27 protein-coding genes are annotated in these 24,099 nt (G+C 26.9%); 18 read left to right on the top strand and 9 right to left on the bottom strand.

Going from position 1 to position 24,099, the window contains the following annotated elements:
• Window positions 1–45 precede the first annotated feature (45 nt).
• Window positions 46–1,236, bottom strand: a complete 1,191-nt coding sequence (locus ACQY5W_RS03535; RefSeq protein ID WP_428023562.1) for a NifS family cysteine desulfurase — start codon at window positions 1,234–1,236, stop codon at window positions 46–48.
• A gap of 265 nt (window positions 1,237–1,501) precedes the next feature.
• On the opposite strand from ACQY5W_RS03535, the gene sufB reads away from it, so the two are divergent.
• The 9 genes from sufB (at window position 1,502) to ACQY5W_RS03490 (ending at window position 7,680) form a co-directional block, all read left to right on the top strand.
• On the top strand, window positions 1,502–2,935 hold the full coding sequence (gene sufB / locus ACQY5W_RS03530; RefSeq protein ID WP_428023561.1) for a Fe-S cluster assembly protein SufB: 1,434 nt from the start codon (window positions 1,502–1,504) through the stop codon (window positions 2,933–2,935).
• A 125-nt stretch (window positions 2,936–3,060) separates the two neighbouring features.
• Window positions 3,061–3,801, top strand: a complete 741-nt coding sequence (gene sufC, locus ACQY5W_RS03525) for a Fe-S cluster assembly ATPase SufC (protein WP_428023560.1) — start codon at window positions 3,061–3,063, stop codon at window positions 3,799–3,801.
• A gap of 1 nt (window position 3,802) precedes the next feature.
• Window positions 3,803–4,834, top strand: a complete 1,032-nt coding sequence (locus ACQY5W_RS03520; protein ID WP_428023559.1) for a SufD family Fe-S cluster assembly protein — start codon at window positions 3,803–3,805, stop codon at window positions 4,832–4,834.
• Window positions 4,834–6,009 (top strand): aminotransferase class V-fold PLP-dependent enzyme, encoded by a 1,176-nt coding sequence (locus ACQY5W_RS03515; RefSeq protein WP_428023558.1) that lies wholly within the window; start codon window positions 4,834–4,836, stop codon window positions 6,007–6,009. Before ACQY5W_RS03520 ends, ACQY5W_RS03515 begins: the two co-directional genes overlap by 1 nt.
• Before the next feature lies 1 nt (window position 6,010).
• Entirely contained in the window at window positions 6,011–6,418 is a 408-nt protein-coding gene (locus ACQY5W_RS03510; RefSeq protein ID WP_428023557.1) for a SufE family protein, read from the top strand.
• Window positions 6,419–6,760: a metal-sulfur cluster assembly factor gene (locus tag ACQY5W_RS03505; protein WP_428023556.1), complete on the top strand. Its 342-nt coding sequence runs from the start codon at window positions 6,419–6,421 to the stop codon at window positions 6,758–6,760. It begins immediately after the preceding gene.
• Window positions 6,761–6,806: 46 nt separating this feature from the next.
• A complete protein-coding gene (locus tag ACQY5W_RS03500) occupies window positions 6,807–7,088 on the top strand; it encodes a hypothetical protein (protein WP_428023555.1) in 282 nt (93 codons plus the stop codon).
• 10 nt (window positions 7,089–7,098) lie between these two features.
• Window positions 7,099–7,386 carry a hypothetical protein gene (locus ACQY5W_RS03495; RefSeq protein WP_428023554.1) on the top strand — a complete coding sequence of 96 codons (288 nt, stop codon included), beginning with the start codon at window positions 7,099–7,101 and terminating at the stop codon, window positions 7,384–7,386.
• A gap of 15 nt (window positions 7,387–7,401) precedes the next feature.
• Window positions 7,402–7,680, top strand: coding sequence for a hypothetical protein (locus ACQY5W_RS03490; RefSeq protein WP_428023553.1), 279 nt, complete (start codon window positions 7,402–7,404; stop codon window positions 7,678–7,680).
• A 43-nt stretch (window positions 7,681–7,723) separates the two neighbouring features.
• On the opposite strand, the gene ACQY5W_RS03485 is transcribed toward ACQY5W_RS03490, so the two are convergent.
• The 5 genes from ACQY5W_RS03485 to ACQY5W_RS03465 all read right to left on the bottom strand — a co-directional run bounded on the left by ACQY5W_RS03485 (window position 7,724) and on the right by ACQY5W_RS03465 (window position 14,052).
• On the bottom strand, window positions 7,724–8,965 hold the full coding sequence (locus tag ACQY5W_RS03485; protein WP_428023552.1) for a TolC family protein: 1,242 nt from the start codon (window positions 8,963–8,965) through the stop codon (window positions 7,724–7,726).
• Window positions 8,966–8,974: 9 nt separating this feature from the next.
• Entirely contained in the window at window positions 8,975–12,103 is a 3,129-nt protein-coding gene (locus ACQY5W_RS03480; protein ID WP_428023551.1) for an efflux RND transporter permease subunit, read from the bottom strand.
• Window positions 12,104–12,223: 120 nt separating this feature from the next.
• Window positions 12,224–13,219, bottom strand: coding sequence for an efflux RND transporter periplasmic adaptor subunit (locus ACQY5W_RS03475; protein WP_428023550.1), 996 nt, complete (start codon window positions 13,217–13,219; stop codon window positions 12,224–12,226).
• A gap of 3 nt (window positions 13,220–13,222) precedes the next feature.
• A complete protein-coding gene (locus ACQY5W_RS03470; protein ID WP_428023549.1) occupies window positions 13,223–13,453 on the bottom strand; it encodes a DUF2798 domain-containing protein in 231 nt (76 codons plus the stop codon).
• Window positions 13,453–14,052 carry a TetR/AcrR family transcriptional regulator gene (locus ACQY5W_RS03465; protein WP_428023548.1) on the bottom strand — a complete coding sequence of 200 codons (600 nt, stop codon included), beginning with the start codon at window positions 14,050–14,052 and terminating at the stop codon, window positions 13,453–13,455. The genes ACQY5W_RS03470 and ACQY5W_RS03465 overlap by 1 nt, the downstream gene beginning before the upstream one ends.
• Before the next feature lie 147 nt (window positions 14,053–14,199).
• Between ACQY5W_RS03465 and ACQY5W_RS03460 the strand changes: the two genes are divergently transcribed.
• The 3 genes from ACQY5W_RS03460 (at window position 14,200) to ACQY5W_RS03450 (ending at window position 17,544) form a co-directional block, all read left to right on the top strand.
• Window positions 14,200–14,595, top strand: coding sequence for a DoxX family protein (locus ACQY5W_RS03460; RefSeq protein WP_428023547.1), 396 nt, complete (start codon window positions 14,200–14,202; stop codon window positions 14,593–14,595).
• Window positions 14,596–14,664: 69 nt separating this feature from the next.
• The gene (locus tag ACQY5W_RS03455; protein WP_428023546.1) at window positions 14,665–16,920 is read left to right on the top strand and encodes a sensor domain-containing diguanylate cyclase; all 2,256 of its coding nucleotides are present in this window, start codon (window positions 14,665–14,667) and stop codon (window positions 16,918–16,920) included.
• 63 nt (window positions 16,921–16,983) lie between these two features.
• Window positions 16,984–17,544 carry a hypothetical protein gene (locus tag ACQY5W_RS03450; RefSeq protein WP_428023545.1) on the top strand — a complete coding sequence of 187 codons (561 nt, stop codon included), beginning with the start codon at window positions 16,984–16,986 and terminating at the stop codon, window positions 17,542–17,544.
• A gap of 103 nt (window positions 17,545–17,647) precedes the next feature.
• Here the strand turns inward: ACQY5W_RS03450 and ACQY5W_RS03445 are convergent, their stop codons facing one another.
• Genes ACQY5W_RS03445 through ACQY5W_RS03435 form a run of 3 tightly spaced genes read right to left on the bottom strand, consistent with a single transcriptional unit; the run spans window position 17,648 to window position 19,847 of the window.
• Complete coding sequence (locus ACQY5W_RS03445; protein WP_428023544.1) at window positions 17,648–18,628, bottom strand: nickel/cobalt transporter; 981 nt, start codon at window positions 18,626–18,628, stop codon at window positions 17,648–17,650.
• Between the two features lie 53 nt (window positions 18,629–18,681).
• Window positions 18,682–18,996: a hypothetical protein gene (locus tag ACQY5W_RS03440; protein ID WP_428023543.1), complete on the bottom strand. Its 315-nt coding sequence runs from the start codon at window positions 18,994–18,996 to the stop codon at window positions 18,682–18,684.
• Window positions 18,996–19,847 carry a metal ABC transporter solute-binding protein, Zn/Mn family gene (locus tag ACQY5W_RS03435; RefSeq protein ID WP_428023542.1) on the bottom strand — a complete coding sequence of 284 codons (852 nt, stop codon included), beginning with the start codon at window positions 19,845–19,847 and terminating at the stop codon, window positions 18,996–18,998. The genes ACQY5W_RS03440 and ACQY5W_RS03435 overlap by 1 nt, the downstream gene beginning before the upstream one ends.
• A 100-nt stretch (window positions 19,848–19,947) precedes the next feature.
• Here ACQY5W_RS03435 and ACQY5W_RS03430 point away from each other — a divergent pair, with 100 nt between their 5' ends.
• From ACQY5W_RS03430 to ACQY5W_RS03405, 6 genes are read left to right on the top strand one after another with little or no spacing between them, the layout of a single operon-like run.
• On the top strand, window positions 19,948–20,316 hold the full coding sequence (locus tag ACQY5W_RS03430; RefSeq protein ID WP_428023541.1) for a Fur family transcriptional regulator: 369 nt from the start codon (window positions 19,948–19,950) through the stop codon (window positions 20,314–20,316).
• Between the two features lie 10 nt (window positions 20,317–20,326).
• Window positions 20,327–21,616 carry a Na+/H+ antiporter NhaA gene (gene nhaA / locus ACQY5W_RS03425; protein WP_428023540.1) on the top strand — a complete coding sequence of 430 codons (1,290 nt, stop codon included), beginning with the start codon at window positions 20,327–20,329 and terminating at the stop codon, window positions 21,614–21,616.
• Between the two features lie 42 nt (window positions 21,617–21,658).
• A complete protein-coding gene (locus tag ACQY5W_RS03420) occupies window positions 21,659–22,192 on the top strand; it encodes a copper chaperone PCu(A)C (RefSeq protein ID WP_428023539.1) in 534 nt (177 codons plus the stop codon).
• A gap of 3 nt (window positions 22,193–22,195) precedes the next feature.
• On the top strand, window positions 22,196–22,687 hold the full coding sequence (locus tag ACQY5W_RS03415; protein WP_428023538.1) for a hypothetical protein: 492 nt from the start codon (window positions 22,196–22,198) through the stop codon (window positions 22,685–22,687).
• Window positions 22,687–23,259 (top strand): SCO family protein, encoded by a 573-nt coding sequence (locus ACQY5W_RS03410; RefSeq protein WP_428023537.1) that lies wholly within the window; start codon window positions 22,687–22,689, stop codon window positions 23,257–23,259. Before ACQY5W_RS03415 ends, ACQY5W_RS03410 begins: the two co-directional genes overlap by 1 nt.
• Window positions 23,260–23,304: 45 nt before the next feature.
• On the top strand, window positions 23,305–24,096 hold the full coding sequence (locus ACQY5W_RS03405; protein WP_428023536.1) for an AraC family transcriptional regulator: 792 nt from the start codon (window positions 23,305–23,307) through the stop codon (window positions 24,094–24,096).
• Window positions 24,097–24,099 lie beyond the last annotated feature (3 nt).

Raw genomic sequence — 24,099 nt, 5'->3', positions numbered from 1 at the left:
TGTCCCATTAAAAAAGGGACTCATTTTGTTTTTTATCTACTTTTTTTATAATTGTGAAACGTGATCTTTTGGTGTATAAGCATAAGAACTAGAAATATTTCTAAGTCTTGTTACAGCATTTTTAATCACAGTAATCGCATAATCAATCTCTTCTTCAGTATTAAATCTACTTAAAGAAAATCTAACACCTGTATGAGCTAGCTCACTATCACTTCCAAAAGCATTCATAACTGGATTTGCTTCTAAGTCTTCACTTGCACATGCACTTCCAGTAGATGCACCTATTGTTTTTTGATTCATATCCCAAAGCATAGATTCACCTTCAACACCCCTAAAAGAGATTAATGTAGTATTTGGAGTTCTATTATCTTTTCCACCAATTACAATTGTTTCTGGTATTTCTAAAATTGCATTTTCTAATTTATCTCTTAATCTTTTTACTTCTGTATTTTCATAACCTAAATGGTCAACTGCAAGTTTCATTGCAAGACCCATACCAACCATAGAAGCAACATCAACTGTTCCAGCTCTATGACCACCCATTTGCTCACCACCATGTAAAAGTGGAGTTAATTCATAACCTTTTTGAACATATAATCCACCAATACCTTTTGGTCCATGAAATTTATGAGCTGAAAATGAAATATAATTTACATTACAGGCTTGAACATCAACTGCAATTTTTCCAATTGCTTGTGTTGCATCTGAATGAAAAGGAACACCCGCTTCTTTACAGATTGCTCCAATTTCTCTAATAGGGAAAATTTTTCCAGTCTCATTATTTGCCCACATAATTGATACAAGTGCTGTATCTTCTTTGATATGTTCTTTTATTGATGAAGCTTCTAGAACTCCCTCTTCATTAACAGGTAAATATGTTACATTTACACCTTGTGATTCTAAAAATTTACAAGTTGCAGTAACAGCTGGATGTTCTACTTCTGAAGTAATTATATGATTTTTATTGCCATTTAAAATTTTATCAATCCAAATACCTTTTATAACAGTATTAATACTTTCAGTTGCATTTGCTGTGATAATAATATCATCTTCATCTGCTGCATTAATACCATCGTATAAGTAATTTAATGCCTCAACCATTTTGGGGTGAGTTCCAGCACCAAATTTATGTAAAGAGTTTGGATTTCCATAAATGTGGCAAAAAAATGGTTCCATTGCTTTGAATACTTCTGGATCAACCTTTGTAGTGGCATTATTATCTAAGTAAACTTCCATGTTTAAATTCCTATTTTTTTCTTTATTAATATGCAAATGCTATTCCGTAAATTATAGCTTTTTTATACTTTTTTTGGAATTATAAAAGAAATAGGATAAAATTAGTCTTAATTGGAATGTTTAACTATTTTTATTTATGAATTTTCATATATTAATTTAAAATTAAAGGATATAACTACATAAATTAATAAACAATAATATAAAAAACATATGATAAATTTTTAAATAGGATAATATTAGTCCTATTTAAAAATTGGAGCAATTTATGAGTAATAATAAAATTCAAAAAGTTATAAAAAATGACTATAAATTGGGCTTTGAAACCATTGTAAATTCAGATACTTTTCCAAATGGTTTAAATGAAGATGTTATAAAAGCCATATCAAAAAAGAAAAATGAACCACAATGGCTTTGTGACTTTAGGTTAAAAGCATATAAAAAATGGCTTACAATGGAAGAGCCCCAATGGTCAAGTTTACAAATAGATAAAATAGATTATCAAAATATCTCATACTATTCTGCACCAAAAAAAGAGTTAAACTCTTTAGATGAAGTTGACCCAAATATTTTAAAAACATATGAGAAACTAGGTATTCCCCTAGAAGAGCAAAAAATGTTAGCAGGAGTTGCGGTTGATGCTGTATTTGATTCAGTATCTGTTAAAACAACTTTTCACAAAGAATTAGAAGACCTTGGAATAATATTTTGCTCAATTAGTGATGCTGCAAATTATCACCCTGAACTACTACAAAAACATTTAGCTTCTGTTGTACCAATAGGAGATAACTATTTTGCTTGTTTAAACAGTGCTGTTTTTACAGATGGTAGTTTTGTATATATTCCACCAAAAACTAGATGTCCTATGGAGTTATCAACGTATTTTAGAATCAATGCACTAAACACAGGACAATTTGAGCGAACACTAATAATCTGTGATGATGATTCTTATGTGTCATACAATGAAGGCTGTTCTGCACCCATGAGAGATAATAGACAACTTCATGCAGCTGTTGTGGAACTTGTTGCACTTAAAAATTCACAAATAAAATATTCAACAATCCAAAACTGGTACCCAGGAGATAAAGAAGGACGTGGTGGAATTCTAAACTTTGTAACTAAAAGAGGTATTTGTAAAGGTGATAATTCAAAAATTTCATGGACACAAGTTGAAACTGGTTCAGCTATTACTTGGAAATATCCATCGTGTGTACTAAAAGGAGATAATAGTGTAGGAGAGTTTTATTCAGTTGCTCTTACTTCACTTGCTCAACAAGCAGACACAGGAACAAAAATGATGCACATAGGTAAAAATACAAAATCAACAATTATCTCAAAAGGTATTTCAGCAATGAAAGGTTCAAATGCCTATAGGGGATTAGTAAGAGTCGCAAAGGATGCTAAAAATTCTAGAAACTTTTCACAATGTGACTCTTTGCTTATTGGGAATAGTTGCTCCGCACACACTTACCCATATCAAGAGGTAAGAAATGCAAGTTCAAAAATAGAACATGAAGCAACAACTTCAAAAATATCAGATGAACAACTTTTTTACATAAGACAAAGAGGTTTAAGTGAAGAAAATGCTGTATCTTTAATAGTAAATGGTTTTTGTAAAGAGGTACTTGATGAACTTCCTATGGAGTTTGCAGTAGAAGCTAGAGAGTTATTAAATATCTCACTTGAAGGTAGTGTTGGATAATTTAGAGAAGACAACTCGTTGTCTCCTTTAGAGTTTGTTTCTTTAGGTGTGGCTTTGCCATACCGATAAAAGAAATTATAAAAGAAAAGGTTCCCTTAAAAATGGAACATTTTGAAGGAAAGAAAATGTTAAAAATAAAAAATTTAAATGTAAAAATAGAAAACAATGAAATAATAAAAGATTTTAATTTAGATATAAAAAAAGGTGAAGTACATGCCCTAATGGGGATAAATGGAGCGGGTAAATCAACTATAGTAAAAGCTTTATGTGATCACTATGAGTGTGAAGTAACATCTGGAAATATAGAATTTAAAGGAAAAGATTTATTAAAACTAGATGCCAGCCAAAGAGCAAATGAGGGTCTATTTTTATCTTTCCAAAACCCCATTGAAGTTCCGGGAGTTAATAATATGTACTTTTTAAAATCAGCTCTTAATGCAAAAAGAGAGTATCAAGGTTTAGAAGAACTTGATGCTGCTAGTTTTTTAAAAGAGATAAAAGCAATAACAGCTCAATTTAGTATTGATAATAAGATTTTAAAAAGAGATTTAAATGATGGATTTAGTGGTGGAGAAAAAAAAAGAAATGAATTATTGCAACTATTGGTTTTAAAACCAGATTTGATTTTACTTGATGAGATAGATTCAGGACTAGATGTTGATGCCATAAAACTTGTAGCAAATGGGATAAACTCACTTCTTGATGGAAATAGATCAGTGCTAATGATTACACACTATGATAGATTGTTAGAAGCTATTAAACCTGATTTTGTACATGTTTTAAAAGATGGAAAAATCATACAAAGTGGTGATTATTCATTGGCAGAAAGTATTCAAGAAAAAGGTTACGAAGCAATAGGAGTGTAATATGAGAAATTTAGATATCAAAAACTTTCCCCTTGCAAATAAAAAAACTGAAGAGTTTAGAAAGTGTAATGTAAAAAATATCACTGAACTTCAATATAAAGAGAATAACTTTAAAGATGTAACAAATTTTGATTTTGACTTTTCAAATCTTGATGGCTTTAATAAAATAGTTTTTGCAAATGAAAAAATAAAAGAGCAAAAAATAATTGATAATATAATTTTAAAAGAGAATAGAATAATTATAAATAAAGAGTGCAAAAATCCAATACTTGTATTAAACTATTATGATGATGAAAATACCATTTTTGAAAAAGAGCTAACATATATAGTTGAAACAAATATTAGCATATTTGAAATATTTATCTCTAATAATAAAAAAAATCTAATAAATCAAAAAAGAGAGTTTAGTATAAATAACTCAATAGATGTTGAGTATATTTATTTACAAAAACTATCTTTTGAAGATTTTTTAAATATTAAATTTAGACCAATAATACATGAAAATGCTAAATTGAAATTCTTTAGTTTTAATTTTGGAGCATCAAATGCCTACAATCAATTTAATGTAAATTTAGAATATGCAAATTCAACTTTTAATATGGAAGCATTAACAAATATTTCTAAAAAACAAGAAATAGCAAATATAGTAAATACAATACACAATGCTAAAAATAGCTCAAGTACCGTAAAAGCAAATCATATTTTAGATGAAAATTCCCATGGAATATTTGAAGTAAAAGCTAGAGTAAACCATGAAGCAAATAATTCAGCTGTTATCCAAAACTCTAAAACAACTCTTTTAAGTGATGATGCAATAATAAATGCAAATCCAAGACTTGAGATATTTATTGATGAATTAACTGCAAGTCATGGTGCTACAACAGGTAGTTTGGATGAAGATATTTTATACTATTTACAATCAAGGGGATTATCTAAAAAGCAAGCTTCAATAATGATGCTTGAAGCAATAGAAAACACCATTTTAGATAAAATATCAAATGAACAAATTAAAAATATAATAAAGGAGATATGATGTACAAAGATTATTTTCCTTATTTTAAAAATAGCCATATTGTCTATCTTGACAATGCTGCAACTACTCAAAAACCTCAAGTAGTAATTGATGAAATTGTAAATTATTATTCATCTTATTGTTCAAATACCCATAGAAGTAATCATGGAAATGCCAATAAAGCAACACAAAAATTTGAATACACTAGAGAAGTTTTAAAAGAGTTTATAAATGCAAAAGAAAACCATGAAATAATTTTTACAAAAGGTGTAACAGAGAGTATTAATTTTATAGTAAATTCATATGCTAAAAATCGATTTAAAAAAGTGATAATTTCGAGTTTGGAACATCACTCAAACATTGTACCTTGGCAAATAGCAAATATAGACATAGAAGTAGTAAAATGCGATGAAAATCTTGATTTTGATTATGATGATTTTGAAAGTCTATTAAAAGAAAATCCTAATTCATTTGTATCTATAACACATATTTCAAATGCCTTTGGAAAAATACATGATATAAAAAGAATCACTAACTTAGCTCACAAATATAAAGCAAAAGTTCTAATAGATGGGGCACAATCTTTAACCCATAAAAAAGTTGATGTACAGGATTTAGATATAGACTTTTTGGCAATATCATCACACAAAACATTTGGACCAACAGGAGTTGGAGCTATTTATATAAAAGAGAATTTATTAGATGAAATTGCTCCCTATCAAACTGGAGGAGCAACAATCAATGACGTAACATATGAGAGAAGTATATTACTTGATTCTCCATATAAGTTTGAAGCAGGTACTCAAAATATAGCAGGAGTTATAGGATTTGGAAAGGCAATTGAGTTTATAAAAGAACTTGGATATAACAATATTGAAAAAAAAGAGAAAGAGATATATGAGTATCTTTATAATGAACTAACAAAAATAGATGATATCATTTTTTATAGTGATATAAAAAACTCTATTGGCTCACTTAGTTTTAATTTCAAAAATATTATGGCTGAAGATGTGGGAATTTTAGTTGATAAAATGGGTATAGCTTTAAGGGTGGGTCATCATTGTGCTCAACCTATCATGAAAAAACTTATTATCGAGGGAACTATTAGAACCAGTATTGCTTTTTACAATGAAAAAGAGGATATTGATAAACTAATTATTTCACTTAAAAAAGCTATAACTATGTTAAAGGATTAAGATGAGTATTGAAAAAAAGATTGAAGAGTTTAAAGATGATTTGGAACTTTTTGATGATGAACTTGAAAAATATCAATTTATCATAGATTTGGGTAAAAAACTAAATCCTTTAGATGAAAAAGATATGGTTGATGAAAACTTAGTTCAAGGTTGTACTTCAAAAGTTTGGCTTGTAAAAGATTATGAAAATGAAAAATTGATTTTTAGAGCAGATTCAAATGCTGCTATTGTAAAAGGTTTAGTTTATATCATCACAACAATATTTTCAAATGAAAAAAAAGATGATATAAATAATCTAGATATAAATATCTTAGACAAATTAAATCTAACAGAAATAATCACACCAAATAGACAAAGTGGTGTACAAGGTATGATAAAAAAAATAAAAGAGTATGCAAAGGAAAATTAAATGAGTAATTATAATTTAGAAGAGATAAAAGAAAAAATAGTAGCACAACTTAAACATATATTTGACCCAGAAATTCCTGTAAATATTTATGATTTGGGATTGATTTATAAAATAAACTTAGAAGAAAAAAATAAACTAATAAATTGTAAAATTGATATGACACTTACAAGTCCTGGATGTCCAGTTGCTGATAGTTTAGTAAATGACGTGACTTATGCAGTGAAAGTAATTGACGAAGTTGAAAATGTAGATGTAAATCTTGTATTTGACCCACCTTGGGATAAAAGTAAAGTAACTGATGATGGGAAAGATATAATGTTAGCAAATGGTTTCCTTATATAGATTTTATTATTTTTTTTGTATAATGTAATGCAAGAAAAGGATAAAAATGAAAGAAGCTACTAAAAAATCGAATACTTATATTAAAATAGCCATAATTTTAATAATACTATTTTTAGGTTATTTTTTCATTCCATTTGGACAAAATAATTATAGTAATACTTACAAACTAAGAAATACGGCAAGTAATGGTGAACCAATAAAATTACAATTTAGAAATGGATTCCAATACGATAAATATAAACCACCTAAAAAAAGTACATTTATGCAACAAAGAATGGAAGATGGTGAAGAAGATAAAAATTCACTTTTTTGGAATCAAAAAAAATAAAGGAACTTATATGGAAAAAAAATCAAACCATATTGAGATATATATAGTGATTATAATCTTAATAATGGGATTGATTATGTTTTATATTCAAAGTTCAAAAAACTGGGAAAATTTAGGAAATGCGTTTAGTCTTAAAAATAGTTCGATAGTAAATAGTGATCCAATAAAGTTACAATTTAGACATCCTTTTCAATACGATAAATATGTCCCACCTAAAAAACCAACTTTTATACAAAAAAAACTTGAAGAAGATGGTGAAGAAAAAAATAATGAAAAAGCAGTTTTTTTTAAACAATAAAAATAAAGGATTTTTATGGAAAAGGAATCAAGTAATCTAGGAACTTATATAATAATTGCAATTATTTTAATTGTATTAACGGTTGCTTATATTTTTATGCCAAAAAGTTGGGAAAACTTAGGAGATAATTACAAACCTAGAACTGTAGATAAAAGTGGTGGACCAACTCCAACATCTTTACAATTTAAAAATCCATTTAAATATGATAATAACAAAGCACCCAAAAGAGTAGAACCTGTAAAACCAACAGGAAATGAAACTCCCAAACCTTTATTTTGGAAAGAAAAAAAATAATCATCAATAGTTTTCCAAGATTTTATCTTGGAAAACTTCTAAACTACTTTTCTAATACTCTATTTAATGTTTCCATTGAAATAAACTTATCATAATATGCTTTATAGTAGTTTTGTTTTGCTGAGCTTAATAAATAATTTGCATCTATTAAATCAGTATTATCAGACAATCCCTCATAAAGTCTATTTTTAACTATCTCATAGTTTTCTTTAGCTTGTTCAAGTGTTAACTTAGAAGTCTCAAAATTAGCCTTTGAAACATTTAAATAAGATAAAGCATTTTGATATTGTAACTTAATACTAAGTCTTACTTTTTCTAAATTAGCAACTGCTTTTTTCACTTGAATATTTTTCTTTATTACTTCACTATAATCACTATTTCCATTATACAAATTCCATGAAGCAGTTACATTTACTATTTCTTGACTATCTGGATATGAAGTTCTTCCACCTATGCCTGCATCATCACCATATTTATTATAAGAAAGACTTGCATCAACTTTTGGCATAAATGCACCTTTTGAACCAAATGATTGTTCTTTGATACTTTTTAAAGTAAGCTCTGATGCTTTTATCTCACTTCTATTTTCTAATTGGCTTATATCATAACTATTGTTGTTATCATTATTTGCACTTAATTCTTCAAATTTTTCATTTGTCAAATCATAACCACCCAAAATATTACTAAGCGAATACAATGAAATATTTAAATCACCATTAGCTTGAATAACACTTTGTTTTGCATTTAACATATTTACTTCTACTTTAAGTAAATCATTTTTTGAAATAATCCCTTGATTATATTGACTCTTTGCATCAAAATATTGTTTTTCAAATAGTTTATAAGCATCTTCTTGGGTTTGTAAATTTTTTCTTTTATTTAAATAATCAACATACGCTTTTTTCGTATCCAATAAAATATCTTGTTTCTTTGCATTGAAATAATACATTGAAGCATTTTTAAGATATTTACTACTATACAATTCACTATAATCTTTAAAACCATTGAATAGATTGTAAGAAATAGTTGCACTTGCAGTTGAATCCTCTTTTATCTGACTTGGTATTAGTTTATCTCTATTATTATAAGAGTATGACAAATCAGCTTTTGGTAAAAAAGCCGATTTAGTTTTGTCATAATCTTCCTTTGATTCTTTATATTCATAATTACTTATTGCAATATCTAAATTTTTCTCTAAAGAGATATTTAATACCTCATCAAGGGATATTGCAAATAAATTAGTTGCTACTAAAGATGATAATACTAAATATTTTATTTTTTTCATTTTTTATCCTTATGCTTTACTAACATCAACTGGTGCATTACCAACTCTTTTTATTCTTTGTTCTAATTTAATAAAGAACATCAAAAGTGCAGGAGTAACAAAGATTGTAAATATTGTTGAAAATGCTAAACCACCAGTAATAACAGAACCTAAACCTCTATAAAATTCACTTCCTGGACCTGGTACTAACACAAGTGGCAACATACCAAAAACAGAAGTTAATGAACTCATATAAATAGGTCTAACCCTTGTTCTTGTAGCTTCAATAACTGCTTTTTTGTGTTCCATTCCTTTATCTCTTATATAATTTAAACTTTGGTGCACTATCAAAATAGCGTTGTTTACAACAATCCCAACAAGAATAATAAACCCTAACATAGTTAAAATATCCATTGGTTGAGGAGCAATAAACATATTTGTAAGTTTAAGTCCAATCACTCCACCTGCTATTGATAAAGGTACAGTAAACATAATTACTATAGGATATAAAAAGTTACCAAATAGTGAAGCCATCAATAAATAAACTATTGCTAAGGCTAAAATAAAATTCCCCATAAGTAATTTAATAGTCTCTGTTAGTTTATCAGCTGTTCCAGAAATACCAATTTCTACACTATCACTTATCATACCTTTTGCTTTCATTCCACTTAACATACCTGAAATTGTTCTCATTGCTTCATCAATAGTCATCCCATTTGGTGGTGTAACTTGTAAAGTAATAGTTCTTTTTCCATTTAAGTGTCTAATTTCTGAAATACCTGTAGTTGAACTATATGTAGCCATAGAAGAAACAGGTAAAATCATTCCATTTGATAAAGAAAGTTGTGATGACATAATATCTTCAGGAGTTTTTATAATATTATCATCAGCTTTAAAAACTAAATCTATTTTTTTCTTACCATCTTGCTCAAAATCACCTACTTTTCTACCACTCATTAAAACATCAATATCAATTCCAAGCTCATTTGAACTAAGATTTAATGCTTTTACTGCATCTCTATCAGGTCTTATTCTTACCTCTGGATAAAGTAACTCTACAGAAGGTACAGGTCTTACCTGACTTCCTTGTAGCGTTCCCATAGTCGCTCCAAAAAGTTGACCTCCAACATTTGCAATATCTTCTATTTTTTCGCCACTTATATCAATATTTACTGTATTTCCTTCACCAACTCCACTTTCAAATACACCTGATTGAATTGAAACACCAAAAACTGATGGCATAGAGTTCACAAGTGGTCTAAACATTGGAATTAAATCTCTTGCTCTATCTTCATGTATTGAAGTTCCACCAAAAATATTAAAATCTCCAAATGAAACAAAAAAGGCTCTATTCAATCCTGGAACATTTCCAACATCTTTATTTACGTATGGCTCAATTCCTTTCATCAAATAACTACCCATATCGTATCTCTCTTGATAAGAAAGTCCTGGAGGTGTTATTAAAATATTAAAAATCAAGTTTTTATTACCTTGTGGTAAATAATCACGTTTTGGAGATAATAAATAAATCGTCACTACTGAAAAAACAGCTAATGTAACTATTGTTACTACTTTTGTAAAAGTATTTTTTAAAGAAGCTTCTACAATAGACATAATTAAATCAACTACTTTATGTCCAAAGTTTGCTATTGCCCCTGCATCTTTTGGCTCTTTTTTAGAAAGACCTGCAAGTTTTTTCCAAAGCATTGGAATAACTGAAATAGAAACAAATAATGAGAAAGTTACTGAAGCAGTTACAGCAATAGCTATATCTTTAAATAATTGTCCAGCTTCATCTTCCAAAAATACAATAGGTAAAAATACTGCTACTGTTGTAAGCATAGAAGCAATTAATGCTCCCCATACTTCACTTGTACCAACATATGCAGCTTCTGCCACACTCATACCCTCTTTTCTATGTCTATCAATATTTTCTAATACAACAATAGCTGAATCCACAAGCATACCAACAGCAAATGAAATACCAGCAAGAGAGATTGTATTTAAACTTCTTCCCATAGCATCTAAAATGATAAACGTACCAATTACAGAGATTGGAATAGCAACAGAAACAACAGCAGTTGGAGAAATACTTCTTAAAAATAATATCAATATAAAGATAGCTAATACACCACCTATTAAAATATTTTGTTGTACTAAATCAACTGAACCAACGATATATGGTCTTTGGTCATATATCCATTGTATTTTTAGCTTTTCATCATTTAAAATTCCAGCATTTAATTTATTTACAACTTTTTCAACATCTGTAGTAAGTTTTACTATATTTGCATCTGAACTTGGTTGAACCCCTAAAAATATTCCATCTTTACCTAAGAACATAGCAACTGTGCTAGGTGTTTCATATCCAAAGTCAACTTTAGCTACATCTTTTACAGTTACTTTTTTATCTCTTGTTGAGATTAATACTACATTTTCTATATCTTTTATAGAAGTAAATTTATTAACTGTTCTTATTCTATATGCACGTCTATTTATATTTTGAATACCTGCTGAGACATCTATATTTTCACTTTGTATTGTAGAGATTACTTGTGATATTGTTAAACCATATGAAGCAAGTTTATTAACATCAAATACTATTTGCATCTCTTGTTCTCTACCACCTGCACCCATAGTACCAGCAACACCATTTACTCTTTTTATAACAGGTTTTATTTCATCTTCAAAAAAAGTTTTATACTCATCAATATGTCTTGGGTTATCATCTTGTGTTTGTAACATCATCCAAATTACTGGACTTGCAGTAGCTGTTTCAATAATTGGTTCATCCACATTATCTGGATATGAACTTACTTCATTTAATTTATTTGAAACATCTTGTAAAGCTGCTCTTAAATCTGTTCCTAACTTGAAAGTTAATTTTATCTCACCATAATTATCTTTTGCAGAAGATTCATACTCTATTAAGTTATTTAAACTTTTTATTGCATCTTCTTGATCTTCTATTATCTCTCTTTCAATCTCATAAGGAGTTGCACCTGGCCATTTTGTTGTTATTTTAATTTCAGGTTTAGTAACTGAAGGTGTTAATTGATATGGTAATTTTGATAGTGACAAAAAACCAAATAACACAACTATTAAAACAGAAACAATGATGGTTACAGGATTTTTAATCGAAAATTTAATTAAATCCATTACTTATTCCTTTAAATTGTTCCCCAATTTTAAGGGAACCTTTTCATTTCTAATTTCTTTTAGCGATGGAAATAAATTCCATCTAAAGAAACAAACACTAAAGGAGATAACGAGTTATCTCTATTTATTTATTATTTTTACAGGAGAATTAGGAAATATTCTTTCATTTCCTTTACTAACTACATCTTGTCCCACTGCCAAACCTTGACCTTGAATTGCAATTTTATCTCCTAAGTAAGCAATTATTTGCACTGGTATCATCATTGCACTCATCTTATCATCTATGATAAATACAATATTTTGTCCAAATCTTTTTATAACAGAATCTCTTGGAACAATAAGTGCTTCTTGTTTAGCATTTTTTGACAAATTTACTTTTGCTTCTTGACCATCAAAAACAAATTTATCATCGGTATTTGCTTTAAATTTTACAGGGAAAGTTCTTGTTAATTTATCACCACTTGGAATTGCTCCATTTAACTTTCCTTTTAAAATATTTCCACCAACATTTATTTCATAAATATCACCTTTTTTTAATCCATTATAAATATCAAGAGGAACATTAAACGTTATTTCTGCTTTTGAAGTATCTACCATAGTAGCCAAGGCAGTTCCTGCATTTACCCATTCACCTAAATTGATTTTTTTATCTACAACTATTCCATTATATGGTGCTTTTATACTTTTTTTATCTTTTTGTATTTCTAATTCATTTAAAGTACTTTGAGTAGTAATAGATTTTAATTTCATATCATCATATTGTTTTTGAGAAACTGATTTTGTCTCTAATAATTTTGAATATCTTTCATAATCTTTTTTAGCACTTAGTGCATTTGCACGTGCCGATTCAACTTGTGCATTTAATAAATCTGCATCTATTTGAACTAATACTTTTCCTTTTTTTACTTTATCTCCAACTTCAAAATTTATATTTTTTACAACTCCTGAGTTTTGTGCTGCCAATACTGAGTTTTTATCAAATTTCAATGTCCCAACAAACTCTTGTAAAGGATTTACTTCTCCTTTTGTTATTTTTGCAGTTTCAACTAGTGATGGAGCACCTGCTGCAAATAATGCAAGAGATGAAAACATCAAAATAAATAACTTTTTAAACATACATTATCCTTCTATTTTAATTAATTTACTTGTAATTTTTTGCACAATAGGTGCAACAACAAAGATGATTGGAAAAGCAAAAATAAAAGCTTTTATAAATGCTTCTAACCACCTAAAAATAAATCCATTTATAAATCCAAGATTTATAAATGTAATTACACCACTCATTATAAAACTCATAAATAAAGCCATAAAAAATGCAAAAACTATTCTAGTATATTTTTTAGAAATCACTATTTTTTTCCTATCGCTTTAAATAAATTATTTATGAACTTTTCACAAGAATATTTTGCATCAAAAGCATTTTGTGTCATTTTCATCAAAACAACACCTTTTTCAAATAACATAATTCCATCAACAAAATCTCTAGCTATTGGTAGTAACTCATCTTTTTCAATACCCTCTTCTATTATCAATCTAAGTTGATTTTGAAAAAAATCTGAACATGAAGTGTTAAAGTTATACATTGATTCGTTCTCTTCTGCTAAAACAATAGATAAATACTCTCGATACCCATTAAAATGTTTTATATTTTCTTCTGTGTCATTCATTACAAAATCAAAAAAATGAAATACTTTTTCCTTTGTAGTTTTTACATTTTTTATTTTTTCTAAAAACATTTGATGATGATATTCAATGTGCATATTAATAATTTCAAAAATAATATCTTCTTTATTTTCAAAATACTCATATACAGTTCCTTTTCCTATTCCTGCAGCTTTAGCAACTTGTGCTACTGTTATATTTTTCATTCCTACATCATGTATCAAGTCAAAACAAGCTAAAGCTACTTCTCTTCTTTTCTCTTCTTTATTAACTTTTCTAGGACTCATTTAACTCCTTAAAAATTTTTGACCGACCGTCGGTCATTTTTGAAAGTATAACTATATAATCTTAATTTTTATTTAACTTGACCAATAGTCAGTTTTAATTAACTAATTGTTAACTTTTTTAATATACCATTACCCAAAGGAAAAATTATGAACAGTAGTTATAATGAAAATTTTGCAAAATTATTTTTAAGATTGTTTGTTGGTTTTTTATTTTTAATGCATGGATATGCAAAACTTAAATATGGAACTTCATTTATTGAATCTACCTTAGCAGAAAAAAACATAACTCAATATCTTGTTTATGGTGTCTATATCGGAGAAGTTATTGCTCCAATTTTCCTTATTATTGGTTATTATACAAGATTTTTTGCATCTTTAATTATTGTAACTATTATTTTTGCCATATATCTTGTGCATCCTACAGAAGTATTTTCAACGAGTGAACATGGTGGTTTAGCTTTAGAAATACAATATTTTTATATTTTTTCATCATTATTAATCATGTTAATTGGACCAGGGAAATATTCAATAGATCAAAACTAGCATTAAAATTAATTTAATATTTTTAAATTGATGATATAATCAAAGATTACTAGGTTAGGAATCTTTCAATTGAAAAAAATAAGTTTTACTTTTTTAGAAACATTTGTATTATTTACCATAATATTTTTATTAGTATCAATATCGTATATTAAAAATTTAGATAATATTTATACTAAAGAAACAACAAACTATATCCAAGCAGAAATAGATATTAAAGTAGAAAATCTAAAAGAAAACTTTGAAATCTTAAAAAAAGATACACTTTATATCTCTTATATTTACAAACTCAATAAAAATCAATACATTTTAAAAGATGAAATAGCATCGTTAATTGCTTTAAAAGAGCCATATTTAGAAGTTTACTTTTTAAATAATGATGGAAATAAATCTTTAGATATAAATGAAAATAATTTATCTCAAACAGACGACATAAAGAATTATTTAAATGATATAAAAAAACTTAAAAGAGGTGAAATATATTTATCCCCAATCAAGTTACTTCAAGATAGAAATCAAATAATAACTCCAAATGTACCATATATAAGTGTAATAACACCTGTATATGACAAATATGATATTAATGATGGATTTTTAGTCATAGAGTACTCACTTAATGATATTTTTAAACTTTTTAGTTATTCTAAATTTGAGCTTGAAACTCTTATTTTAAATAATGAAAACTATATTTTAAATTCTAAAAATAGTAAACATAATTTTGGATTTGTATATGACAAAAATAAAACATTAGAATATATTTATAAAGATATCTATTCAATTATAAGAGAAGATTTTCAAGGTACATTTAAAAATGATGAACACTATCTTAATGTAAAAGATATAAATCTTACTTCATTTATGAATTTAAATAATCAAATAAAGCCCTTAAAATTAAAGTTACTTAGTATAATAGATAATAATATTATAAAAAACAAGATATATAATTATTTAAAAACAATTGCATGGATTGTGATTTTATACTTTTTAATTGCACTAATTATCTCATTTATTTTTTCAGAATATTCAAGAAGAGAAAAAGAAAATAAATCTAGATTAAAAATATCAAATAATGTATTTGAAAATTCCCACGATGGAATAATTATTACCAATAAAGATAATAGAATACTTCAAGTAAATAAATCTTTCACTAAAATTACAGGTTATAGTGAAGAGGAGATATTAAATAAAACTCCAAAGATATTAAAATCATCTGGATTTCATACTAAACAATTCTATAAAAATATTTGGGAAAGTGTTAATAATTATAACTATTGGGAAGGTGAAATTACAAATATAAAAAAGGATGGAACACCTTATACAGAAGAGCTTAGTATCACAAAAATTTTCTCTGATGATGATAAAGATGATTTTTATTATATAGCATCTTTTGTTGATATCACAGAGACTAAAAAAAATAATAAAATTATAGAAGATAAGCTCCAAGAAAATAAAACATATCTTGAGATTATAAATGATTATCTTATTACTTTAAAAGTGGATATAAATGGAAAAATCTTAGATGTTTCAGATGCTTTTTGTAGAATATGTGGTTATTCAAAAGAAGAGATAGTAGGACAAAACCACAATATACTAAAACATCCTGATACAACAAGAAAATTTTATTTAAATATTTGGGAAAAAATATATTCAGGAGAAACTTGGGAAGGTGAAATTAAAAACATGATGAAAAACAAAGATGTTTATTATGTACATGCAAAAATTTCACCTATGTATAACAATAATACAATTATTGGTTATGCCTCAGTTGCAGTTGATATTACGGATAAAAAGCGTATAGAAGAGATGTCTATTACAGATGAACTTACACAAACTTTTAATAGAAGATATTTTAACTCTATCATTCAAAAAGAGATTTTAAGGGCAAGAAGAAATAAAAAAACGATTGGACTTGCAATTTTGGATATTGATTTTTTTAAACAATATAATGATACATATGGTCACATAAAAGGAGATAAAGCACTAATAAAAACAGCTAATTGTATTAAATCTACAATTAATAGAGCAAGTGATTATGTTTTTAGATTAGGAGGAGAAGAGTTTGGTGTTTTAGTTACAGATATAGATGAAACAAACTTTTATCTTCTATTAGAAAAATTAAGAACAAATATTGAAGACTTACATATTGAACACAAAAGTAGTAATCTTATCTCTAAAGAACTTACTATTTCTATTGGTGGAATTGTATTTAATAGTAACAATCTAAGCGCAGAAAAAGCATATAAACAAGCAGATAAAACTCTTTATAAAGCAAAAGAAAATGGAAGAAACAAAGTCTTTATAAAAAATGATAACATCAACAACAGTTAATTAAATAATCAACGGAACAATTATTGTATATAAATATGTCATATATAAAAAAAGGATTTTAGTATGACACCAATTGAATACATTAAAGGAAATAATTTAGAATGGCAACCTTCATTTAGTGGAGAAATTACCTCATCACTTTATGGATATAGAGGTGCATTAATAATTGAAGAGGGTAAAAAATTATCTGAAACAAGAATTATGCCTCCAAAATCACAGGCTAGACAAGTGATTATGGTAAGTGAAAATGAAAAGATTAAATTCTTCGCATGTGAACTTGAAACATTTGGATATTTCAAAGAATTTTTTGCAAAATATGGGGAATATTTTGATAAAGATTCTATCAATTTACTTTATGTAATTGACTTAGATGCAAATGGAACATTTGAATATGAAGGGGTAAAGTTTTCTGCATTTATGTTAGATGAAAGTTCAGTATGGAATGAAGTTTTAGATTTCACTTCATTAGAAAAAGGTGACCTAAAAAAATTATCTAGTGAAGAGAAAATTGAAAAAGTTTACGATGAGATACTTACAACACCATTAGATTCAGTTAATAAAACTTTTGAAGAGATGCTATCTCTTATGGGAAATACAAAAAAAGCTCTAATGGGTGCTGTATAATTTATAAAGAATAACTAAGCATTATGTTTAAAAATTCAAGTGGTGTAGCTTTTGAGTATCTTTCATACTCCAATAAATGAAAGGGTTTTAAAACTTCTTTCATTTAGATAATATTTGTATTAAAAAATAATAACAACCCTAAAATAAAAATAAAAATAGGTGAAGCTATCTCAATAAAATTTTTAACCTTTTGGTAGTTATTTGTTAACTTATTTATTTTTATACTAAAAAATGATGACATAAATATCACCATTCCCATTCCAAGACTTATGAAAATAGAAGCTAAAATAACTGCTAAATATGTTTTTAAAATAAAAGCATATAAAAACAGTATTACTGTACCAGGACAAGGAATAATACCAGCAGTTAAAACAAAAAATATATCTTGTTTTTTTGTACTTTTTTCTTCATGATGATGGGAACAACATGAAGGAGAAGAAGAACTTTTATTTTTAAATTTTTTATATAAAAGATATAAAGCTAAAAGCATAATAAATAAAGCAGATAATTTAGTAATCAACTTTATAGAATCATTAACAAAACTATTAAAAAAAGACTCAATTATAAATATGGATATTAATACTAAAATCAAAGCTCCAACAATATGAATAAATGCTGTTACTTGTGAAATAACAAAAGCTTTGATATAAGAACTTTTTGTTGCCATAAAATAAGAAAAAGCTAAAGATTTTCCATGACCAGGGCCTAAAGCATGTACTATCCCATATAAAAAAGAAACAAATAATAAAGTAATTAAAGCTATATTGTTGCCATTTTTTATTTCTATAAGATTTTCTTTTATCTTTTTATTAAATTTTGTTAAAAAATTTTCATCAGCTTTTATTATGTTTTCTTTTTTTACTTCTAAGGGATCTTCTTTTTTCTCACTTACAAACTCTTTTATAATATAAAAAGAAACACTGTTTAAATCAATAATATTTTCTTGAAATATTTCTTTATCAAATGTTATACCATTTTTTTCTAGTTCAATTAAAAAAAACTGTTCATTATCCTCTATACTAAAATATAAAATATTATCTTTAACAATTTTATAGTTTAATTTTATTTTATACTTAAAATGCAAAATATCATTATCAATATAAGCATCTAAATCACTTGCCTTGATTTGATTTGATTTTATTTTATTTTATTTATCTTTTTACCATAAGATATATGTGATAAATAATTTTTAGGTTTTACATAGGATAAAAAAACATTTTTTACTGTAGCTAATTCTGTTTTATCTAAATTATTATCAAGATTTATATCATATACATTTTTTAATGTATCTGTAAATGGTTTTGTCAATATCCACTTAACATCAATCTCACTTATCACACTTTCATTTGTTTTTATATCCAATACAACTCTAGTTTTTGGTGAGTAAACTGTACATAAAGCACATGCAAAAATAGTTTGTGCTATTAAAATTAAGCTAATTATAGCTTTCATTAATTATAACTTTTTACCAAATCATTAGATACATTTATTAAATTTTCTTGCCAATTTTGAGACAAGGGGTCTATAAATATGGTTTTGCCACCAATACCATTTGCAATAATTTCTGCTGATTTTTTTGAAAATTGTGGAGCTACAAAAACTACTTTTATCCCCTCTTCTTTTGCCTCATCAATTAAATTTATAATCTCTTTTGGCTTTGGTTCTTTCCCCTGTTTTTCAACTGCCTCTTGCTCCAACTCATATCTTTTAGCAAAATAACCCCAAGATGGATGAAATACCATAAATTTTTTACCTTTTAGGCTTTTTAAATTTTTTGATAATAAAGAGTGTAAATCATCCAACTCTACTAAAAATTTTTTATAATTGTTATAGTAAAATTCTCTATTTTCAATATCAAGTTTTACCAAAGCATCAAATATGTTTTTTGCTTGTACTTTTACTAAAATTGGGTCTAGCCAAATATGTGGGTCTAAATTCTCTTCATGGTGTTCATGTTTTTCTTCACCGTGATTATGTTTTGCAATCATAATTTTTTTAATACCAATTGAAGTATCAATTATCAGCATATTTTTATTTATATCTCTAAATTTACTTAACCACGACTCTTCAAAAGGAACTCCAATAGAAAAATAAATATCAGAATTAATTAAATCTTTCATTTGAGAAGTTTTAGGCTCATATGTAGCTGGTGAAAAGCCTGGCTGAACCATAATATTTACAAAAATCTTATCCTTTGCAATCTTTTCTATAAAATATTTTTGTGGTGGAATACTAACTGTTACTGTTTTTTGTGCAAAAAGTGATGAAATTAATATCAAACTTGTAAAAAAAATCTTTTTCAAAATAACTCCTATAATATTGCAACTTAGTTGCAGTTTGAAATATTAATAGATTTTTGCTTTGACGCAACTTAGTTGCAAGCTTCATATGTTATAATAACACATGGACAAAATAAAAGAATTAATTGAAGATACAAATATAAAGTTAACAAGCTCAAGAAAAGAGATATTAGAAGTACTTTCAAACTCTTCAAAACCACTGTGTTATGAAGAAATAAAAATTTCAATAAATATGGACAAAGCGACTTTTTATAGAAATATCTCTAAATTTGAAGAAGAAAATGTTATTGATTCCTTTGAATCAAATGATAAAAAAAGATATTTTGAAATAAAAAAAATAAAACATGCCCATTTTATATGTACTAACTGCTCTAAAATTGAATGTATACACGAAAAACTAAACTTCAAATTAATCAATCACAAAATTGAAAATATAATCATAAAAGGAATTTGTCCAAATTGCCTATTATAAGGATTTATTAATGATTCAAAAACTAATTACATTAGAGAAGTTTATAAATAAAGAAGCTCTAAGTGGTATATTACTTTTTTTAGCCACTGTTGCAGCTGTAATTGTTGCAAACTCTAGCTTAGGTCAAGCATACTATGACCTTTGGCATTTGCCATTGGGAATAAATATTGGAGAAAATAGTATCTCTATGACCTTAACCTATTGGATTGATGATGCTCTTATGGCACTATTTTTCCTAATGGTTGGATTAGAAATTAAAAGAGAGATGTTAGTTGGGGAACTTTCATCTGTTAGCAAAGCACTTTTCCCTATTGTTGCTGCTCTTGGTGGGATGATAATTCCAGCACTTATTTATGTTGGACTAAATACAAATAATCCTTTAGGATTTGGTATTCCAATGGCAACTGATATTGCTTTTGCATTAGGGATTTTGATGCTTTTAGGTAAGCGTGTTAATCCTGCTCTTAAGCTTTTTTTAGTTGCCCTTGCTGTTGTGGATGATTTAGGTGCAGTTTTAGTTGTAGCAACAGTTTATACAAGTGAAATTCACACTGAATACTTTTTACATGCTGGAGTTATTTATGCTTTAATTTGGGCATTAAATATAAAAGGAGTAACAAAATTATTACCATATTTAATTCTAGGAATTGCTCTATGGATTTATATTCATTCCATTGGAATTCATGCAACCATTGCAGGAGTATTACTTGCTTTTGCAATTCCAATTAAATCAAAAATTGATGAACATAACTTTATAAGTGAATCAAAAAAAGATATAGATAATTTTGAAAAACATATTGATACTATTCCAATATTAAATCATCACCAAATAGATTCATTAGAAAATATTGCATACAACTATGATAAAGTTCAAAACCCACTTATAAGACTTGAACACAACTTGCATGGTTTATCTGCATTTTTTATTATGCCATTATTTGCATTTTCAAATGCAGGTGTTCTGATTGATTTTTCAGGTATAAATGCAAATTTAATGATTGTCTTAGGTGTAGTTTTAGGGCTAATTATTGGAAAACCAATTGGAATTTTCGGATTTACATATTTAGCTACAAAATTAAAAATTATAAAAAAACCAGAAAATATATCTTGGTATGAGATACTTGCAGTTGGATTTTTAGGTGGAATTGGATTTACAATGTCTATATTTATAACACACCTTGCCTTTTTAGATGAAAGTATTATTTCAGCAGTTAAACTTGGAGTATTTGCAGCATCATTTATTGCAGCAATTATTGGTGTGCTATTAATAATGTTAAAAAAAGATTTAACAAATAATTAACACACCAATTATAGAATTTTGAAAATAAAAAAAAGGTATTGTATGAAAAAAATTTTTCTTTTCGCACTTATTAGTGTATCAACACTTCTTGCTTCAAATATTGAAGTTAAAGATGCTTATGTAAGAGCTACACCTCCTGGACTTCCAAATTCTGCTGCATTTATGATTGTAGAAAATGAAACAGATAAAAATATTGCTATTGTAAAAGCTTCTTCTGAAGTTTCAAAAGTAGTTGAACTTCATACTCATAGTATGAAAGATGGTGTTATGAAAATGTATCAAGTACCAAAAATAGATGTTCCAGCCCATGGAAAAACAGAACTAAAGCCAGGTGGATTTCATGTTATGCTTATAGGTTTACACAATCCACTAAAAGAGGGAGAAAATGTAACTTTTACTTTAGAATTCTCTAATGGTCAAAGTAAAACAATAACCGCTCCAATTAAATCTGTAATGAATGGAATGATGAAAAAAAATATGAATGATAAAAAAGGTATGAGTTGTGGTACAGGTAAATGTGGTTCTAGCATGAAAAAGAACATGAGCTGTGGCACTGGAAAATGCGGTAACAACTAATAAATGTCTCCAGAAAAAAAAACTAATAATATAAAAAGTATTATACTGCAACTAGCAGTAGTACTTTTTATTGTGATAGGATACTTTCTAATAGATTTTTCTTCCCTTTATCAATCTTTAAAGGGTAAAGCAGAATTTGTCACACAAAATTCTACTTGTGATTTACACAAAAGTTCTTGTAGTGTAAAAATTCAAGATGGTACAACTTTTGAATTTGAAATAAATCCAAAATCAATTCCACTTATGCAAAATTTAAAATTTTCAATTAAGAGTGATAATAAGGATTTAAAAAATCTATATTTAAATATTTATGCAACAAATATGTTTATGGGTGATTTTAATCTTCCTATTAAAAATCTTGGAAATGGAAATTATGAAGCAAATGGGACTCTTCCTACTTGTCCAGTAGGCGATATGCAATGGAATGCAGATATAAGAATTGAAAAAATAAATAAAACTATTGGAGCTAGGTTCCAATTTAAAACGGATAAATAATGAATAAATTTTTTAAGTTTGGACTTTCATTTATTGTTGCAGTTATTTTAATCACTTTTATAAAACCTTATGTTGATGATTATAATGAGCAAAAACAATATGATTTCAAAGTAAATACAATAGATGGTGAAATCACAAAAGATAGTTTCAAAGACAAATACTTAGCCATATACTTTGGTTATACATTTTGTCCTGATGTATGCCCTACAAGTTTAAGTTCACTGGCACAAGCATTAAATAGCTTTCCAAAAGAAAAAACTAAAGATTTTATAGGACTTTTTATAAGTGTGGATCCTGATAGAGATACCCTTAAAAATCTAAAAGAGTATGCAAGCTATTTCCATCCAAATTTTATTGGTGCAACATCAACTAAAGATAATATTGATGATATAACTGCTAGATATAAAAGTTATTACAAAAAAATAGAACTAGAAAACTCTGCTATGGGTTACTCAGTTTCACACACTTCTTATATATATCTTTTTGATAAAAGTGGTAAATTTAGAGCAAAAGTTGACCATTTTTCAGATCCAGCTAAAATAAAAGAAACATTAGAAGAAATACTAAAATAGCAATTTTCTTCTATATTTCTTTTATATTTTAGATATAATTTGAGCATGTCTAAAATACTAAATAATATTCTATTTGAAAATGTAAGCCATTCCAATGAAGACTTTACAAAACATTACCATGATACATATACTATAGGATTAACATATAAAGGTTTTTTAAAAACTTTCAACGTGAACCAAAGTTATTATTCTTATGAATATTCAATAAGAATAAATAATCCAGGAGAGGTACATTGTGGGAAAGCTAAAGAGTGGTCTCATGCAAATTTTTATCCAACTATTGAAATAATTTCAAATATTTATGAACAAATATTTCATGAAAAAAAAATACCCTATTTCCAAAGACATATAGTTGATAATAAAATGTTATTCTTAAAAATTCACAACTTCTTTGATTCTTATTTTAAAAATGAAGATGAAATATTAGTTGAAGCATATTTAATAGAAGCTCTATCAAGTTTGATTTTAGATTCAACTTTATATACAAAAAATTATAAAGAAATTTTTGAAGATAAAAAAATAATAAAACAAACCTATGAATTTATAAATGATTCAATAGAAACTAACTTTACCCTTGAAATGCTAGCAAAAAATGTAAATCTTAGTAAATTTCATTTTTTAAGATTATTTAAAAAAGATTTTGGACTTACTCCCCATGCTTTTATTGTTAATGAAAGACTTAATAGAGCAAATTGTCTAATTCAAAATGGCTTATCTATTAGTGAAGCAAGTATTCAAGTGGGATTTAATGACCAATCCCATTTTACACGTAATTTTAGAAAATACTTTGGATATACTCCTTCTACTTTACAAAAAAATAGCAATTTTATTCTATAAATA

This window comes from Arcobacter sp., from assembly GCF_050300555.1.
Taxonomy (GTDB): domain Bacteria; phylum Campylobacterota; class Campylobacteria; order Campylobacterales; family Arcobacteraceae; genus Arcobacter.
Note: the sequence above shows the minus strand (reverse complement) of the source record. Positions and strands in the feature narration are given on the sequence as shown.